Below are 16472 nucleotides of genomic sequence, written 5' to 3'. Positions count from 1 at the left end.
GATATGCAGGTTCACAGACCGCAAGGCGCCAGGAAGACGTATCGATAAGCAAGGCATCGTCATCTGAGTAAACGCGTGCCCACTTGCGACAACGTGTTTCGGATCGTCGATGCGAACAGCGACGCCACGGCCGGTAGGATAACCACGGCGTGGATCCGATCATCGAGGACTTCGAGTTCCGCCTGGACTTTCTGCCCCAGCGCCTCCAGCTCGAAAACGAGAGTATCGTCCTGCCAGCGATGGGATTTCATCGCCCCGCCCGGTATTGCGGAGGCAATTTGGCCGATCCCGCCTTCAAGTCTGGCACGAGCGCCCGCCCGGCCCAGCTTGTGCGGTATGTCGATTGTGATGGGATCAGTCATGCCAGAGCAACGCGCAGCTGAAGCACTGGTGCCGTAGCGCTGGACTGTTCAGCGCTGGGCTGTTCGCGCCCAGCTTGATCCGCTCTCATCGGGTGCAGCCACGATCTCCCTCGATCCATCGATCGCGACGGGCATCTTGCCGCAGGTCCATAGGTGTTACGGGCGATAACTGCTGAGGGCTTCCGGTCCTTGGCCGTTAGCGACCCGGGTCAAGGGCATAAAAGGTCCCCTCGCTACGCCCACCGAAGTGGCGGGGGGATTTCCGCCGATCAAGGCTTCGGACTAGGCAAGATCATCACGAATGGTCGTTGTCAGGTCCCGGCCGCCGACCCGCCCCATCTTGGCAAAGAGAGCGAGCACCTCACGCCCCACTCATCTGCGTTTCATGGAAGATCCAGAACCGCGTCCTGCCGCTTCTCGGGCCGAATATAAACCGATGAGACCACGCTTGAAATCGCTTTGAGGTCGGCCTCCATGGCCTCGATCAGACGTTCTGCTTCTCCCATGGGCAGATCGTCTCGGAAATCGGCGCTGATAGCGACGAACACCGATTCCGGTGCGGTGTGGATCGTTCGGACGTGGTTGACGGCAGTGATCTCGGGTCGCTTGGCGATCGCTTCGCGAATGCTGTCTATCAAACGAGGATCGGCGGCCTCGCCGATGATCAGCCCTTTGGCTTCCCGGGCAAGAAGAAGTGCCACCGCCGCCAGGACGGTCCCGATCAGGACCGAGGCTATGCCATCGATGCTGGGGTCACCATAATGATGGCTGGCCCATACGCCCACGGCGGCAACGACGAGACCGAGCATCGCAGCGCTGTCTTCGAAAAGTACGATGAAGCCCGCGGGATCCTTCGATTGCCGGACCGAGGCCCACCAACGCGTCCCGTGTCGCTTCGTGTTGAATTCCCGCACCGCGATGGTCCAGGCCGTACCCTCGAGCATAAATGCGAAGCCCAGGACGACATAGTTGATCGTCGGATCGCGCAACGGCTCCGGCTCGCGGATGTGCGCGATCCCCTCGTAGACCGACACGCCCGCGCCGACGGCGAATATGAGGATGGCAACAACGAAAGCCCAGAAGTAAAGCTCCCGGCCGTAGCCGAACGGGTGAAGACGATCAGGTGGGCGCGCGGCGCGCTTCTGTCCGTAGAGCAACAGGACCTGATTGCCGCTGTCGACCAGCGAATGGACGCCTTCGGTAAGCATAGATGACGATCCGGTGATCGCCGCTGCAAAGAACTTGGCGGCCGCGATTCCGAGATTGGCCGCGAGCGCGCCGTAAAGGACGATGTTTTTCTTGAAGTGCTCGCGCCGGGTCACCCCGCAGCAACCGTTCTATGGATTGGAAGTTCCGGCTGCCATCCCACCATCGTTCAGGCTTTGCTTTTCCCGGCGCGTGTCTCTTCGACCGGGCGGTGCCAGGCGTCCGATTCACCTCAGCGCGCGCTATCCGTAATCGCGCTGTTTCAGGCACCAGGCCATGCATCATACCATGCCATTCCCCCGGTCTCGTGAGGGACATAGCTGGCGCACAACTGCTCTCTTCGTGACCGCGCTGCCCGCCTCACGGCCGGCGGCGCGCTCATTCGACTTGGTTCAGACCATATGCAGGACGCGCAGTTCGGCGGCCGGAAGCGCTCCGCTTTCCGCTTGTTGCATCAGTTCCTCTTTGCGGGCCGCCATCTGGTCGCGGAGCGCGACGAGGTCCACGTCCGTTCGCCGACACTGAGCGAACATCCCCTCGGATGGCATCTCTTCTTCGTGAACATGGTGCCTGATCTCCTCCGAAAGCACCTTGACCTTGGCTTCGTAGAACTCGTCGTTTGCCGAGCCGGCCATGATGTCGTTGATCAGCACCTTGGCGCCGTCGTGTTCCACATAGGCTTCAGCGAGTGTGTCATCCTCGATCTTGCCCTTGAAGGCCGGATAGAAGATTTCCTCCTCGATCGCGGTGTGAACCTTCAGCTCATTGCAAATCTGCGTCGCTAGGACCTGCTTGCGGTTGTCATCGCGGGCTTTCTCGAACTGTTCGAAGAGCTCTTCCACCTTGCGGTGATCGGCCTTGAGCAATGCAATGGCGTCGGTGAATTCGGCCATGGGTAATCTCCATCCAAGGGACCCGCCCAAAGTGGGCGAACCGTTGTCATTGATGAATGAAGCGCATGCCGGGGACTTGGTTCCCGGCTTCGGGGCCCGATGGCGACGACAAGAGAGGCTCAGCACATTTTGCGATATCGGCTTGGGCGTCGTCGATGGTGTGGCCGGACCCGATCGGCGGCTCGCGACGCAAAACGGGCGATGGCACCAGTCTTTGTAGCGAAGCCGGTGGAGCTGGCTGGGTAGAGACTGGGAATGTGCTGCCGGCTCAAATCGCCGCCCGCCATCGCGCCAATGCCCGCTCGTGTTGCGAGCGCGCCTTCTCGACTTGTTGCTCAAGGCGATCACGCGTTCTCGTCAGACGTTGCTCGAGGCGCGATTTCTCTTTTGCCAAGGCCTGCTCGCGTTCGCGCAAGGCGCGGCGCTCGGTATCTGCGCTACACTCGAACGCATCGAGCGCGGCCTCAGCCTCGTCCAGTTTCCCGCTATCGGGGCGACGACGAAGCGAGCGCTGCGGCCGCGGCTTCGAAATCTTGGGTAACGTATCGCCCTTCCCACTTCTCCGTCCCTTCGGGCCGCGGATCAGCTCTGCGGCCTCCATATGCTGGGCTGCCGAACCTCGACTTTGCCTGACGATCTCCCCGGGGTGATCCAGGGCGACCTGCATCAGCTTGGTATCGATCACCTGCTCGGCCGACCCGATCGCAAACAGTTCGGTTGCGGCCCCCCAGGCCGCGAGCGCCGCCTTTCGGCTTGGCGCTGCCACATAGGCATCGTGGAAGCCGATCGACGTGCGAAACACTTTGAGTTTGCGCTGCGCAGGCATCGAACTAGCCGGGTCCCGTATCGCCGACGACGAAGGCGGCCCCGGATGGGCCGCAGCCCCGCTCGGGCGATGTCAGGAGACCAAGGGGAATATCTATAATCACGATGGGGATCGAACGATCTCGTAGGAGAAATGTGCCGGGGCCACAACGCGTGCAAGCGGCTCGATGACACTGCCGGTCGATCAAGCGGAACTTTTCGAAACGTCCTCCGGTTTTCCTCATGTCCAGTTAGGAGAATCGGCATGAGCCGCGAGCGTGAACTCATCGATACCGGCACCGACAAGCGCTATGTTCGTCGAGACGACCAGGGCCAATTCAGCGAAAGCGACGACGTCTCGAAGTCGCTTTCGCAAGATGCCCGGCGTCATTCCGGTACCAGCAAACCCCGCAACCAGGGCGACAAGGGCGACTGAGGTGGCGGGCGGATGGTCGCGGGACGGCGCGGTGCAGGACCAGATCGAGGACACGATCAAGGACGCTGTCCTTGGGGCACGAGCGAGAATGCCCGCAGGCGAGGGTACCGAGCATTGCGAAGATTGCGGCGAACCTATCCCGAACCGTCGCCGCGCCGCTCTCCCCGGTGTGAGGACCTGCGTCACGTGCCAGGCTGAGCGCGACAAGGCCGTATCCCATTCGACGATCAACCGGCGAGGCAGCAAGGACAGCCAGCTTCGTTGAAACCGCTCCGCGATGACGAACCGGGGACGTCTCGCTATCGGCTCATCATGATCCATCAGTTCGAGAGGCGCGATGAAGGCGCCCCTCGATCCAGTGACGATGCGGTTTTGGCGACAGCCGAAGCGGCGTTGCCCCGGGGGCGTCCAGGGCGCCGTGATTGCCCCGCGTGGGCAACCGTGAGGGGGCCGCGACGGCCGTGGTCCTCGTAAAATGATCGCATGGCGAACTTATCGCGGCATCGATGCGTTTCCTCAGCGAGGAGACCCGCGATGACCGATACCGCCGAAATGATCCACGAGGATGACCTACCGGGTCACGAGAGCAAGCTGGAACCGAAGCCCGAATGGCAGCCTCGCTATCCGGGCTCGGGCCGCCTCGAAGGCAAGGTCGCAATCGTCACAGGCGGTGACAGCGGCATTGGCAGGGCCATCGCCGCGCTTTACGCCCGCGAAGGCGCGGACATCGCGATCGTGTATCTGCTCGAAGATGACGATGCCGCCGATACGAAGCGTATCGTCGAGGCCGAGGGTCGCCGCGCGATCACCATCAGGGCCGACGTCGGCATCAAACTGGAGTGCGAGGCTGCCGTCGCCAAGACGATAGACGCCTTCGGCAAGCTCGATATCCTCGTCAACAATGCCGGGGAGCAACATCCCGACAAGGACATCACCGATATCAGCGAGGAACAGCTGGCGCGCACGTTCCAGACAAACATCTTCGGCATGTTCTACATGGTGCAGGCCGCGCGTCCGCACCTGCAATCGGGCGCCGCCATCATAAACTGCACCAGCGTTACCATGTACCAGGGCAGCAAGGAGCTGCTCGACTATAGCTCGACCAAGGGCGCCATTACCGCATTCACCCGTTCGCTGTCGGAAAACCTCGTCAGCGAGGGAATCCGCGTCAATGCCGTGGCGCCCGGGCCCATCTGGACACCGCTCAATCCCTGCGGCGGCGCCAGCAAGGAGAAACTCGCGCATTTTGGCGAGAAGACGCCCATGGGGCGGCCGGGCCAGCCCAACGAGGTCGCACCCGCGTTCCTGTTCCTGGCTTGCGAGGACGCGAGCTACATGTCCGGACAGGTGCTTCATCCCAACGGCGGCACCGTGATCAACGGTTGAGCAAGCGAGGCCACGATGACGAAAGCTCTAAAGCCCGGGACTGGGGTCACTTGGAAGAGCCATGGCGGAGTGGCCAAGGGGAAGGTCTTGTGGAAGCTCACCCAACCGACCGAAATCAAGGGTCACAAGGTCGCAGCATCCGACGACAATCCCGAATATCTGGTCGAGACAGATGACGGCAAGCGCGCCGCACATAAGCCTGGCGCGTTGAGGAAACGCTGACCCCGTAGCCGTCGTCGATTGACATCGACGATTATCGATGCTGGCACGCCTGTCGCAGCGCGCCTAGCCGCCAGAGCGATCGCCATGCGCTTTGATCGGCGAAGCTGTCAGGGCCTCGCTGTCGGGGCCTCGCTGTCGGGGCGTCGCTGTCGGGTCGGGGAGAGGATTGGCTCGCCGCCGCGTCTGGCGCGGCGCAAGCCTATGCGAGGCCCTCATCCGCCAGGGCTTGGCTAACGGCTCCGCGCTTCTTCATTCGCTCGAAGAGTGCTGAAAGCCGGAGCGGCAGGTCGAGCCCGATCTTTTCCTTGGCCCAGAACAACATGACGAAGAGATAGCAGTCGGCGACCGACAGCTCATTGCCGAGGAGGAAGTCGCGTCCCTCGAGCTGTTCTTCCAGAAGCGCGAAGCGGCGGGTCAGCGTCTTCTTGCCCTCCTCCTTCTGCGCGTCGTCGGCGCCGGACTTGAAGAAGGGCGCGAAGTTCTTGTGAAGCTCGGTGGAAATATAGGCGAGAGCCTCGAGCGCACGAAATCGGCCGAGGCCATCGGTTGGCATTAGGGTGCCAGCCTTCTCAGCGATATAGCTGAGGATCGCGATGTTCTCGGTGAGGACGCCCTCTGGCTCGAGCCCTAGAGCCGGCACGTAGCCTTTGGGATTGACGGCGTTGTAGTCGCCGCCGCTCTGCGTTTTCTTGGTCTTGAGGTCGACCCTCTCTGTTTCGAAATCGAGACCGCTTTCCAGAAGCGCGATGTGGTCGGCGAGGCTGCATGCGCCGGGCGAGAAATAGAGTTTCATCACAGATAACCTCACTTCGGTGATCCTGGCGCCGCGCCGGACTGCCGGTGCTACCAAGCAGGCGGCCTAGGCGGAGCGCTGATCAACCTGGATGCCGGGCGCGCCGGCACGAATGTCGAGCGCTCACTTGCGCGCATGGCTTGCCTTTTGGGAACCACGGGCGAGATCTTTTTCCGACATGGTCGCATCGGCCTGCTGCGGTCGCTCGATGGCGCCCCGGTCCTCTCCCGTTTGGTGACCAGAGGTATGGTCGATCCGGTCTTTGCTTTCGGCCATGCGAAACTCTCCTGCTCCGTTATGTACGCAAGGTCCCGTCGGGATTGGTGCGCGGGCCGCCACGCCCGTTGGCGCTTCGATTGGTGCGGCGCGAGATGCTGCCAGCCCGCTCAAACTCAGGCGCCTGCACTAAGGTCTTCGGCATTGATGAAGTAGGTGGGTTTGCTGTCCCCGCCCGCCCTCCAGACACGCGTCGCTGCGGCGAGGAAACGGTCCTCGTAATTGTCGAAAGTGAGGAGTGCCGATTCCTCGTTGAGCGCCGCGGTCAGGTTGCCGACCGCAAGAAGCGCGTCCCTCGCGACGATGAACTCGAGCTCGATGCCGTCGTGGCGCGCGAAGAAGTTCACGGCTTCCCGCTCGCTGGACCAAAATCGTTTTCCGGCCTCGAAGTTCAGCTGCGCTTCCATTTTATTTTCTCCGGTCATCGGGCCTGAGCCTCGGACATGTCTTCCGGCCCAACGAATGGGACCCCACCGAGGTTTCTGGCGTCGACGTTTCTAGTGGCGCTCTTTTTTGTGAGCCGCTCTCGTCGGCGACCGGGGGTTAGAGTCATGAAGGGCAACGCCCCGGCAGGAGCTGCGCAAGAGCCAACGCCGTCTGCTTCGGACGACAACCCTTGTCCGGGATCGGGAGCCAAGCGCGTGCTGGCGGATTGTGAGAGTGCCCACGAGGAGATCGTCGCATGTTAGAACACCTGCCGCGCTGGCTCGGCGCCCTGCTCAAGACGGTCCGCGCCGGCCATGGCAAACTTGCCATCGTTCAGGAGAACATCGCTCCGGGCGAACTGACGCTCGAACTGTCCAGCACGGCCTTCACGAGCGGCGGGCGCCTGCCGGTCCGCTTTACGGCCGACGGCGAGGGTCGATCCCCGCCCCTCGCCTGGCGCGGCGTGCCGGATGCTGCGGTCAACCTTGCGCTGCTGGTCGAGGATGCCGACGCACCTTTGCCGAGCCCGCTCGTCCACGCGCTGATCCTGAACCTCCCGCCCGGCAGCCCGGGCATCGCCGAAGGCGCGATCGTCGCCGATGGTCCCGAAGGCGAGATGCGCGGCGATGGCAGCAACGTGGGACGCAACAGCTACATGGTCGAAGGCTGGCTGCCGCCCGATCCGCCGCCGGGCCATGGGGCGCATGACTACGTGTTCCAGCTCTTCGCTTTGTCCGAACGTGTTGACGTGCTGGGAAATCCTGGCCGCGGCGAATTCATGCGCGCGATCGAGGGGCGCGTCTTGGCGGCGGGACTTCTCGTCGGCACATATTCGCGCGGCGAGCCCTCGTCCGAAGGCAAGGTCGGCGCCCTCGCCCGACCGGCAAGCGCTTGAATCAGATGCCGGGTCACGGGTCCCCGTACGTTCCGATGTTCGGCTCAACAGTCTGGGCGATGGAGGCCTTGACGCTGCCCCAGCGGTTCGCACGCACCCGTGCCATCCCTCGACCGACCGGCGGGCCGCCTCAAGACGAGCCTGGCGCAGCGAACGTCGCAGCCATGAGGTCGATCGATGCCGCAGGACTATGATCATGGACGCCGCGATGGACTACGACTGGCCCTGGCCGTGCTCGCGGCCGAGGAAGCCAAGTGGGCGGCGCTGGTCGGCCAGAGCCGATCACGGCGCACCAATGCAACGCGCGAAGTTCGCCTCAAGACGCTGCAAGTCGCGCAGCAGCGGATAAGGACTGCACTCAACCGCCTATCCCTCAGGGCCAAAGGCAAGAACACCGCCGAGCGATCAGGCAGGCATTCGGGTCCGATGGATCCGGAGCTGGCCTCTGCTCTCGTTGAGATCGGGCTGTGAGGACATTGCATGAGGCGCCCGGCGCAGATGAAGCCAAAGCGCGCAAGCTCACCCTCACCATGCTGGCCCGCCGCGCCGCGGGTGCGACGATCTGTCCGAGCGAAGTGGCCCGGGCGCTGGCGTGAAACGGCGCGAGCGTGGAATGGCGCAAGGCCATGCCGGCCGTCCACGCTGCGGTCGATGGCCTGCTGCAATGCGGCGCAGTGCAACTCAGCTGGAAAGGCGAGCCTCTCGAAAAGCGCTCAGGCCCTTATCGAATTGCCCAAGGCCTGGAGCTTGCATCCGCCTCGCGCGATTCACGTCGTGTCGCATCGGTTTCGCCCCATTTCCAGAACACGACCGTGACCATCCAGGGGAAGGCCAGGGAGGGCGCAGGCTACATCGAGGAAGATAGACTTGGCAGCGACGCCTGATGCCATCGCCCGCGCCTCGGCGGAGGGTGTTCTGTCCAGGGACATGGCCGCGGACTATTCAGGATTGGCGCGGCGCACATCCCCCACGAACCGGAGTGATCAGTCGTGCCCTTCAAAATTCTCGTCACCGGCGCAAGCATCGCTGGCAATGCCGCCGCTTATTGGCTCGCACGCAGCGGACACGCCGTCACCGTTGTCGAGCGCTCGCCCTCGTTTCGCGAAGGCGGCCAGAACATCGACGTGCGCGGCGTGGGCCGCGAGGTGCTGCAAGCGATGGGTCTCGAACAGGCTGCGCTTGCGCAAGGTACGGGCGAGGAAGGCACCGCCTGGATCGGCGAGGACGGCGAGATAGTCGCCCAATTCCTGTCCTCGGACCTGTCGGGTGACGGGCCGACGGCTGAGCTCGAGATCCTGCGGGGGGATTTGGCGAGCCTGCTTTACGACGCGACCCGCGAACGGGCGACCTACCGCTTCGGAGATCAGGTGCGCCAAGTCCAGCAAGCAGAGGACGGCGTAACCGTCTCGTTCCAGTCGGGGGCCTCTGATCATTTCGATCTGCTCGTGGTCGCCGAAGGGGTCGGATCGGCCACACGCAAGATCGTCTTTCCTGGCGAGAACGATCCGCGTTGGATGGATCTGACGATGGCCTACTTCACCATCCCGCGCAGTGACGATGACGATCGGCTGTGGCGCTGGTATCATGCCACGCACGGCCGGAGCATATCACTGCGTCCCGACCGGCACGGCACGACAAGAGCCATGCTCTCGCTGCAGAAGTCGCCAAGCGGCGAGCAGGACTGGGACGCCGATCGCCAGAAGGCTTGGCTGCGCGAGCAGTTTCGGGACGCCGGCTGGCAAGCCTCGCGCATGCTCTCGGCGATGGAGACGACAGACGACTTCTACTTCGACGTCCTGCGGCAAGTCCGCATGCCCCGCTGGGTCGACAAGCGCGTGGTTCTGACCGGCGATGCAGCCTGGTGCGTGACGCCGCTTGGCGGCATCGGCGCGACCCTCGCCCTCACCGGAGCCTATGTCCTGGCAGGCGAGATCGAACGGAATGCCGATCCCGCCGCCGCCCTCGGGGCCTACGAAGCGGCGATGCGTCCGATGGTCGAGGAAGCGCAGGGCATCCCCAAGATCGTGCCCCGGATGATGAACCCGCATAGCAAGCTGGGTCTCCATCTGCTCCACGGTGTGCTGAAGCTGGCCAGCCAGCCAGCGCTTCGGGATGCGGCGACCAAGATTTTCGCGCGGCCCCCGAAGGAACCCGATCTCTCGATATATGGCGCGCTGGAAAGGCGCGGCGAAGTCGAAACGATCGCGCAGCCGCCCATCGCACGTCTCTAGGCATCGCCCATGGCATCCCCGTGGCTCAGGTATCGCCGCGCATGGCCAGGTATTGCGCGAAGAAGACGGCCCCCCGTCGAAGCATACCGTATGTCTTTAAGGCGGGATCAGGATCTGGACGGAGCCAAGGCTGCCGCAGCGGGTTCTGATCGCCATGAGCTTCGAATTCACCCATCACCTCCTCGCGCTCGCGGCGGCCTACGTTCTCGCTCTCCCGATTGGATGGAACCGGGAAAAAGAGGAGCGCAGCGCGGGTATCCGCACCTTCCCGCTCGTCGCTCTGGCGACGTGCGGGCTGATCCAGGCGACCGAGAGGCTGACGAAGGACGACGCGGAAGCGATGGCCCGCATCATCGAGGGGCTCATCACGGGTATGGGGTTCATCGGCGGCGGTGCGATCCTGCGCCTCAAGGATTCCGTTCGGGGCACGGCAACGGCGGCGAGCCTTTGGGTCACGGGAGCGATCGGGGTCGCAGCAGGCGTCGAATCCTTCGACGTCGCGATCATGCTGAGCGCGACGACCGTACTCACCTTATGGCTGCTCAAGCCGCTGAAGAAATTCACGGGTTCGGAGGCGCCCGGTGATTAGACGGGATCGAACCCGCCGATCTGTCCATGCGCCGCCGTCCGCGGACTAGACCGGACAAGCACCGAACAGAATTTTCTTTTCACGCCAGTATCTTGAGCAATTGAAGTTCCGCACTGCCGCCCCATATCGACGATATCGTTCAACAACGGAAAGGAGGTGGTCTGATGTCTCATTGTCTCATGCGCCATGCGGCGGAACTGCTGAGCACGACCTCCACCGCGGGGGTCTTGCTCGTCTGAGCTTTCCCGCGTGAAGCACGACAATGGAAGGGCCGCTCCCGCGAGGGGGCGGCCCTTCGCGCATCCAGCTGGCCAAGGTGTCGCGCCTTCCCAATCTCGGCGCGCGATCGGCGCTTTGCCCGCAAGCTGACATGAGAAAGGGCGCGGGTCGGCGCTACATCGAGAGCCACTTGCGGGAAATCGCGGCCCCCGAATGACCCAATGGCTCGATCGTGCGTTTCACAAAGCAGCAACAAACGGAACCACGATGCCGCAAATCCTCGAAGACCGCGCGACCGTTCTCGAGCGGATAAAATCGCTGAAGATGGCACGATCGACCCACGCCTACGTGCGGGGAAACACGATCAAGTTCTACGAATGGCTCGCCAGCTCGCGCTCGGCCGCCGAGCTTCCCGTTGGCCCACCGGTCTGGATCTGCGGCGATTGCCACTTGGGAAATCTGGGGCCGGTGGCCGATGCACAAGGCCAGGTCGAAGTCCAGATCCGCGATCTCGACCAGACCGTCGTCGGAAATCCCGTGCATGACTTGATACGCCTCGGCCTCTCCTTGGCCAGTGCCGCGCGCGGCTCGGACCTGCCCGGGGTCACGACCGCTCGGATGATCGAGCAGATGGTCGAGGGATACGACCATGCGCTCGCGCTGGGCGACGAGGACGATACCCCCGAGCCGAATACGGTGCGCGCGGTTAGGCGGCGAGCGCTGGGACGGCGCTGGCGCCATCTCGCGGCGGAACGGCTGACAGATGTCGAGCCCAGACTGCCTTTGGGCAAGAAGTTCTGGGCTCTTGAGCAGGACGAGCACGACGAGCTGGGCGCGCTGTTCGAGCAGGACGCCGTTCAAGGCGCGATACTATCGCTCAATGGGCGCGAGACCGACAATCGCGTACGCCTGATCGACGCCGCATATTGGATGAAGGGCTGCAGCTCTCTGGGTAGTCTGCGCTTCGCAGTGCTCCTGGGCATCGGCGGTTCGAAGAAAGTCCCCGCGCAATACGCGCTGATCGACCTCAAGGAGGCCGTCGACCCCGCCGCCCCTGCGGCAAGCTCCGCCGCCATGCCGCAGGACAATGCGCAACGGGTCGTGGCTGGAGCCCGCGCGCTTGCCCCGAACCTTGGCGAGCGCATGTTGGCCGTGCGGCTCCTCGGCAAGCCGGTGGTCATGCGCGAGCTCATGCCCCAGGATCTCAAGCTGGAGATCGACCAGTTCTCGCGCTCTGAGGCGACCAAGGCCGCCCGGTATCTCGCTTATGTCGTGGGTGTGGCCCATGCCCGGCAAATGGGCGCCGCGGAACGGCGCACCTGGCGCCGCGAGCTGGCCGCACGCTCGGCGAGCGAGATCGAGGCCCCATCATGGTTGTGGAACAGCGTCGTCGATCTCACCGCGACCCACGAGGCAGGCTATCTCGAACATTGCCGCCGCTATGCCCTGGCGACAGCGTCGTGAACGATTTTGTCGAGATACCGTATACCTTGGATACGACCGCCATCACCTGCCGCACGGTGATCGAGACGACCAAAGGCCGGCAGTTCAAATTCGATTTGGGATCCGCGGACCGCGGCTGTTCAAGCTTGCCGGGGTGCTTCCGAGCTGATTGGGCTTCCCTTGGCGTTTGGCTTCGTGCCCTCGACGATCGGCGAGGATCGCGAACCGATCGATGTGCTGGTCCTCGCTGAAGAGGATCTGCCGGTGACTGTCCCGTCACGATACGCGTAACTGAAGCCGACCAGACCGGGGCCCGCAATGCCGTGTGCAATGACCGCATCATTGCCAAGGTCGGTCTCGGCCCTTCGCTGAGGCAGAGGCCATCGACGATCTCGGCCCCGCCTTTGCGAAGGAGCTCGGCCGCTTCGTCAGTGCCTACAAGGCGCTTCAAGGATCGACGTTTCGAAGTAAAAATCGATTGGCGGCCCGCAGCGCGCATCCGCCCTCATCGATAAAGCGGAGCGTTGGCTGCGAAGCGTTGGGAACGAAGGGCGTAGCGCGTGCATTCGTTGAAGATGACACGAGTGATATTGCCCAGGCTCCCGACCCTTTTGCCTCTCTTGTCCGCTTCGGGAGACATCATGAAGGCATCTAAGGTTCCCCTCATAGCCCTGGTCATGCTTTCTGCCTTGGCAATCAGTGCCAGCGCCGATGCGGCACGGCCGCGGCTGACGGGTGAGCAGCAGCTGGCAAAGGCGATCGCGGGGCGGGTCGCGGGCGAACCCGTCGATTGCATCAGCCTCTCGGCTTCCCGCGATCAGCGCATCATCGCTCGTACCGCCATCGTCTACGGCAGTGGCAGCACGATCTACGTGAACCGCCCAACAAACGCCCGCGACCTCGATCGCGGCGATATTCTCGTCTCCAATGTCGTGGGCAACCAGTATTGCCGCCTCGACATCATCAGGACCGTCGACCAGGCCACCCGCGCTCCCACTGGCTTCCTGTCGTTACGAAAATTCGTGCCCTATCGCCGCGCAGCGACCCGATAGGATTTGGAAGCGCCGCCGCGAGAAACCGTGGGCTTCCCCCGGATTGCGAGGCAGCGTCTGCAGTCGAAATCGCAAGACTAGCGTAAGGCCCAGCGCAGGGTCCGGGCAAGGACCAATGTACCGCCAGCGACCATTGGCCGGGCGAACCCCGAAGACGATAGCCCATGCTGCCGCCGGGCCCAGCCGGGCAAGAGATCGACCGCGGCCCGCTGCATCAGGTCCAAAGGGGCACTCTCGAACGTTCGCGTGGCCGAACGGTCCAGCACGAACGCGGCCATTTCGCGCGTACGCGCGTCGGCTCGCAGCCTTGGGCGCATCGTCCGTATCGCCTTCATCGTATCAGCGCGTGTTCTTGGCACGATGCCCGCGCCTAGCGCCTCGGCGACGACGGCCACTTCGGCAAAATAGCGGTCCTGGTCTTCCCTGCTCATCGCGGGCTCAGCGTAGCGGATCCACGCGTCGAGAAAGGAGAGCGTCTCAGTGAGGTGAACCCAGGTCAGGAGTTCGGGATCGGCCGCCGAATAAGCGGTGCCATCCGGCAAAAGCCCTCGCACGTTTTCGTGGATGCGACGGACGCGCTCTATTGCGCCAAGGGCCTCGCTGCGGTGGCCATACGTGGTGAGAGCTATGAACCGAGCCGTGCGGCGCAGGCGGCCGTGCATGTCGCGTCGGACGTTGGAGTGGTCCCAAACGCCTGCGAGCACGGCGGGATGCAGCATCTGCAGAAGCAGGGCGGCGATCCCGCCCACCATCATGGTCGTGACGTCGCCATGAACCCGCCAGGCCACCGATCTCGGCCCGAAGAGGCCGCCGGGACGTCGCTGGACAGGCTTGTCACCACTCGCGGTATCATTGAAAGCGCTGCGCACCTTCGATGCGATGGCCCGCCTCGCGATCTCCGTGATCACGGGAGGTCAGAGATCGAGCTTGGCCTTGAGTTCGTCGATCCGCTTCGACGCCTCGGCCTTGCTGAGATCGCCCGCGGGCATGTCGGCGCCGGCCTCCTCGGACAGGGTGGCGAGATAGGAGGCTTGGGCGCCAGTCATGGGATCGTCACCCGAGACCCAGGCGTCTGGATCCTTCTCGGTGTTCGACCCCGGATGATCTTCGAGCTTGGGGTTGCGCAGCGTATCGGTCATGAGAACACTTCCTCAAAGTTCACCGTTCGTTCCAACTAACGCCAGGACGCTCGCCAGGTTCCGCCGGCGCAGAATTGGGCTCATGTTCTGCCGCTGCGCTCTTGCGTTCTGATCCGGATCGATGATGATTTCAGACGGTCAACGGAGCAGCCACGTCGACCTTGCCGGAAAGGCCAGGAACCTCATCGAGCTGACGCAGCGAAGTGAAGGATCCTCGCTCCTCGCGGTAGCGCACGATCTCAAATCCGTGTCCCTGTAAGCAGGAAACGGCGTTCAATTCCGCGGCGCTTGCCGTATTGATGTTGATGGTTGGTTCGTCGGACACGGTTCTGGCCCTCCCTCATCGTTACGATGGTCGCCAGCCGGCCTGTCGCGCCCGAGAACGCCCCCTCGCTTACTGGCGTCAAGGTTTGTTTGCGGCTGGCGCCAAAGCGGCGGCGTTCCTATCTACATGCGGCATGCGCTCAAACTTCCATGTCCAAACAAAATTCCCAGGCACCGCAGAGGGTTCCTGGCGAACCCGACGCGATCGTGGATGGCGGGAGATTTCCAGCGCGCGCGGCAAGAACCGACTGCGCGACACCGCTGCGCCTCACGCTGGGCGTGGAAGAAAAGGTTCGACGTGACCACACTTGATTTCGACAACACTTACGCCCGCCTTCCCGACCGCTTCTTTGCCCGGGTCGATCCCGCAATAGCCGATGCACCCACGCTTATTGCCGTCAACGGCGACCTGGCGGGCGAACTCGGCTTCGATCCCGGGTGGCTCGCTGGAGCGGAAGGGCTCGACTTTGTGTCAGGCCGCGTGATCGCGAGCGGTTCGGAACCGATCGCAACCGCCTATGCGGGACATCAGTTCGGAAACTTCGTGCCCCAGCTCGGCGACGGCCGCGCCATTCTGCTCGGCGAGATAATCGACCGCCAGGGGCGGCGCCGCGATATCCAGCTCAAGGGTTCGGGGCGCACCCCCTTCTCCCGGCGCGGCGACGGCCTGGCCGCGCTCGGTCCCGTCCTGCGCGAATATCTCGTAAGCGAGGCGATGGCGGCGCTCGGCGTCCCGACAACTCGCTCGCTCGCCGCGAGCCTGACGGGCGGAAAGGTCCAGCGTGAGCGAGCGCTGCCCGGTGCCGTGCTCGTTAGGGTCGCCGCCAGCCATATTCGCGTCGGCACGTTCCAGTTCTTTGCCGCAAGGCAGGATAACGAGGGCGTTCGAATACTCGCCGATCATGTGATCGCCCGGCACTATCCCGAGGCGGCGGAAGCCGACCAGCCCTACAGGGCTTTGTTGCGAGCCATCGTCGCCGCCCAGGCGGATCTCATCGCGCGGTGGATGCTGGTCGGTTTCATCCACGGCGTGATGAATACGGACAACATGTCGATCGCGGGCGAGACGATCGACTACGGGCCCTGCGCCTTCCTCGACGCCTATGATCCCGCGACCGTCTTCAGCTCGATCGACCAGCATGGGCGCTATGCTTTCGGCAACCAGCCGCGGATCGCCCTGTGGGACCTGGCCCGCCTTGCCGAGACACTACTGCCGCTCTTGGCGGATGACACAGACGAGGCCATCGCTATCGCCGAAGTGGTGCTCGCCGAATTCCAGCCCATCTTCGAGAAAGCTCACGGCGAAGGCATGATCCGCAAGCTCGGGCTTCTCGACAGACGCGACGGCGACGTCGAGCTGGTTCGCGACATGCTCGCGGCCATGCAACGCAACCGCGTCGATTTCACGCTCTTCTTCCGCCGACTCTCCGATGCCGTGGAGCCCGCGCCGCACGAGGAGCGGGTCCGCGAATTGTTTATCGACCCGACCGAGGCCGACCAAGCGCTCGGCGCGTGGCGGGCGCGGCTTGCACAGGATGGCCGTGCCTCGGGCGCGATAAAGAGCGGCATGGACAGCGTGAACCCTGCCTACATCCCCCGCAACCACCGTATCGAGGCCGTGATCCAGGCGGCTGAGCAGGGTGATTTCGCACCATTCGAGGAACTACGCGAAGTGTTGGCCCGCCCGTTCGATGCTCGGGTGGCCTTTGCCGCCTACGAGACACCGCCGGGCGAGCACGAGCGCGTGCGCGCCACTTTTTGCGGAACGTGAGGTAC

At 63.6% G+C, this 16472-nt stretch carries 22 protein-coding genes and 1 pseudogene; 13 read left to right on the top strand and 10 right to left on the bottom strand.

What is annotated here, in order from left to right:
- Nucleotides 1-59: 59 nt before the first annotated feature.
- The 4 genes from OLX23_RS14290 to OLX23_RS14275 form a co-directional block, all read right to left on the bottom strand.
- On the bottom strand, nt 60-362 hold the full coding sequence (locus tag OLX23_RS14290; protein ID WP_264445655.1) for a polyhydroxyalkanoic acid system family protein: 303 nt from the start codon (nt 360-362) through the stop codon (nt 60-62).
- 383 nt (nt 363-745) lie between these two features.
- Nucleotides 746-1684, bottom strand: coding sequence for a cation diffusion facilitator family transporter (locus tag OLX23_RS14285; protein ID WP_264445654.1), 939 nt, complete (start codon nt 1682-1684; stop codon nt 746-748).
- 276 nt (nt 1685-1960) lie between these two features.
- On the bottom strand, nt 1961-2461 hold the full coding sequence (locus tag OLX23_RS14280; RefSeq protein WP_264445653.1) for a hemerythrin domain-containing protein: 501 nt from the start codon (nt 2459-2461) through the stop codon (nt 1961-1963).
- Between the two features lie 268 nt (nt 2462-2729).
- Nucleotides 2730-3287 carry a hypothetical protein gene (locus OLX23_RS14275; protein WP_264445652.1) on the bottom strand — a complete coding sequence of 186 codons (558 nt, stop codon included), beginning with the start codon at nt 3285-3287 and terminating at the stop codon, nt 2730-2732.
- A gap of 243 nt (nt 3288-3530) precedes the next feature.
- On the opposite strand from OLX23_RS14275, the gene OLX23_RS14270 reads away from it, so the two are divergent.
- From OLX23_RS14270 to OLX23_RS14255, 4 genes are all read left to right on the top strand, one after another.
- Entirely contained in the window at nt 3531-3701 is a 171-nt protein-coding gene (locus OLX23_RS14270; protein ID WP_264445651.1) for a hypothetical protein, read from the top strand.
- A gap of 1 nt (nt 3702) precedes the next feature.
- Nucleotides 3703-3966 (top strand): DksA/TraR family C4-type zinc finger protein, encoded by a 264-nt coding sequence (locus OLX23_RS14265; protein ID WP_264445650.1) that lies wholly within the window; start codon nt 3703-3705, stop codon nt 3964-3966.
- 269 nt (nt 3967-4235) lie between these two features.
- On the top strand, nt 4236-5087 hold the full coding sequence (locus tag OLX23_RS14260; RefSeq protein ID WP_264445649.1) for an SDR family oxidoreductase: 852 nt from the start codon (nt 4236-4238) through the stop codon (nt 5085-5087).
- A gap of 15 nt (nt 5088-5102) precedes the next feature.
- Nucleotides 5103-5309 carry a DUF2945 domain-containing protein gene (locus tag OLX23_RS14255; protein WP_264445648.1) on the top strand — a complete coding sequence of 69 codons (207 nt, stop codon included), beginning with the start codon at nt 5103-5105 and terminating at the stop codon, nt 5307-5309.
- 199 nt (nt 5310-5508) lie between these two features.
- On the opposite strand, the gene OLX23_RS14250 is transcribed toward OLX23_RS14255, so the two are convergent.
- From OLX23_RS14250 to OLX23_RS14240, 3 genes are all read right to left on the bottom strand, one after another.
- The gene (locus OLX23_RS14250) at nt 5509-6102 is read right to left on the bottom strand and encodes a glutathione binding-like protein (protein WP_264445647.1); all 594 of its coding nucleotides are present in this window, start codon (nt 6100-6102) and stop codon (nt 5509-5511) included.
- A gap of 123 nt (nt 6103-6225) precedes the next feature.
- The gene (locus OLX23_RS14245) at nt 6226-6378 is read right to left on the bottom strand and encodes a hypothetical protein (RefSeq protein ID WP_264445646.1); all 153 of its coding nucleotides are present in this window, start codon (nt 6376-6378) and stop codon (nt 6226-6228) included.
- Between the two features lie 116 nt (nt 6379-6494).
- Nucleotides 6495-6785, bottom strand: coding sequence for a DUF1488 domain-containing protein (locus tag OLX23_RS14240; protein WP_264445645.1), 291 nt, complete (start codon nt 6783-6785; stop codon nt 6495-6497).
- 275 nt (nt 6786-7060) lie between these two features.
- Here OLX23_RS14240 and OLX23_RS14235 point away from each other — a divergent pair, with 275 nt between their 5' ends.
- The 8 genes and pseudogenes from OLX23_RS14235 to OLX23_RS14205 all read left to right on the top strand — a co-directional run bounded on the left by OLX23_RS14235 (nt 7061) and on the right by OLX23_RS14205 (nt 13233).
- Nucleotides 7061-7699, top strand: coding sequence for a YbhB/YbcL family Raf kinase inhibitor-like protein (locus tag OLX23_RS14235; protein ID WP_264445644.1), 639 nt, complete (start codon nt 7061-7063; stop codon nt 7697-7699).
- Nucleotides 7700-7876: 177 nt separating this feature from the next.
- Nucleotides 7877-8170 carry a hypothetical protein gene (locus tag OLX23_RS14230; protein ID WP_264445643.1) on the top strand — a complete coding sequence of 98 codons (294 nt, stop codon included), beginning with the start codon at nt 7877-7879 and terminating at the stop codon, nt 8168-8170.
- A pseudogene (locus tag OLX23_RS25755) lies at nt 8167-8583 on the top strand (DUF3253 domain-containing protein). The gene OLX23_RS14230 and the pseudogene OLX23_RS25755 overlap by 4 nt, the downstream one beginning before the upstream one ends.
- A 105-nt stretch (nt 8584-8688) precedes the next feature.
- Nucleotides 8689-9930, top strand: coding sequence for an FAD-dependent monooxygenase (locus OLX23_RS14220; RefSeq protein ID WP_264445642.1), 1242 nt, complete (start codon nt 8689-8691; stop codon nt 9928-9930).
- Between the two features lie 154 nt (nt 9931-10084).
- Nucleotides 10085-10519, top strand: coding sequence for an MgtC/SapB family protein (locus OLX23_RS14215; protein WP_264445641.1), 435 nt, complete (start codon nt 10085-10087; stop codon nt 10517-10519).
- Nucleotides 10520-11005: 486 nt separating this feature from the next.
- Nucleotides 11006-12202 carry a DUF2252 domain-containing protein gene (locus tag OLX23_RS14210; RefSeq protein WP_264445640.1) on the top strand — a complete coding sequence of 399 codons (1197 nt, stop codon included), beginning with the start codon at nt 11006-11008 and terminating at the stop codon, nt 12200-12202.
- Nucleotides 12203-12295: 93 nt separating this feature from the next.
- On the top strand, nt 12296-12472 hold the full coding sequence (locus OLX23_RS25815) for an inorganic diphosphatase (RefSeq protein WP_413629861.1): 177 nt from the start codon (nt 12296-12298) through the stop codon (nt 12470-12472).
- A 350-nt stretch (nt 12473-12822) separates the two neighbouring features.
- Complete coding sequence (locus OLX23_RS14205) at nt 12823-13233, top strand: hypothetical protein (protein ID WP_264445639.1); 411 nt, start codon at nt 12823-12825, stop codon at nt 13231-13233.
- Between the two features lie 77 nt (nt 13234-13310).
- Here the strand turns inward: OLX23_RS14205 and OLX23_RS14200 are convergent, their stop codons facing one another.
- The 3 genes from OLX23_RS14200 to OLX23_RS14190 form a co-directional block, all read right to left on the bottom strand.
- A complete protein-coding gene (locus OLX23_RS14200; RefSeq protein ID WP_264445638.1) occupies nt 13311-14141 on the bottom strand; it encodes an oxygenase MpaB family protein in 831 nt (276 codons plus the stop codon).
- Between the two features lie 6 nt (nt 14142-14147).
- Nucleotides 14148-14372 carry a DUF3072 domain-containing protein gene (locus OLX23_RS14195; RefSeq protein ID WP_264445637.1) on the bottom strand — a complete coding sequence of 75 codons (225 nt, stop codon included), beginning with the start codon at nt 14370-14372 and terminating at the stop codon, nt 14148-14150.
- A 130-nt stretch (nt 14373-14502) separates the two neighbouring features.
- Nucleotides 14503-14697 (bottom strand): helix-hairpin-helix domain-containing protein, encoded by a 195-nt coding sequence (locus tag OLX23_RS14190; RefSeq protein WP_264445636.1) that lies wholly within the window; start codon nt 14695-14697, stop codon nt 14503-14505.
- 297 nt (nt 14698-14994) lie between these two features.
- Between OLX23_RS14190 and OLX23_RS14185 the strand changes: the two genes are divergently transcribed.
- The gene (locus tag OLX23_RS14185; RefSeq protein ID WP_264445635.1) at nt 14995-16467 is read left to right on the top strand and encodes a protein adenylyltransferase SelO; all 1473 of its coding nucleotides are present in this window, start codon (nt 14995-14997) and stop codon (nt 16465-16467) included.
- Nucleotides 16468-16472 lie beyond the last annotated feature (5 nt).

Source organism: Novosphingobium sp. JCM 18896 (assembly GCF_025938095.1).
Lineage (GTDB): Bacteria > Pseudomonadota > Alphaproteobacteria > Sphingomonadales > Sphingomonadaceae > Novosphingobium.
Note: the sequence above shows the minus strand (reverse complement) of the source record. Positions and strands in the feature narration are given on the sequence as shown.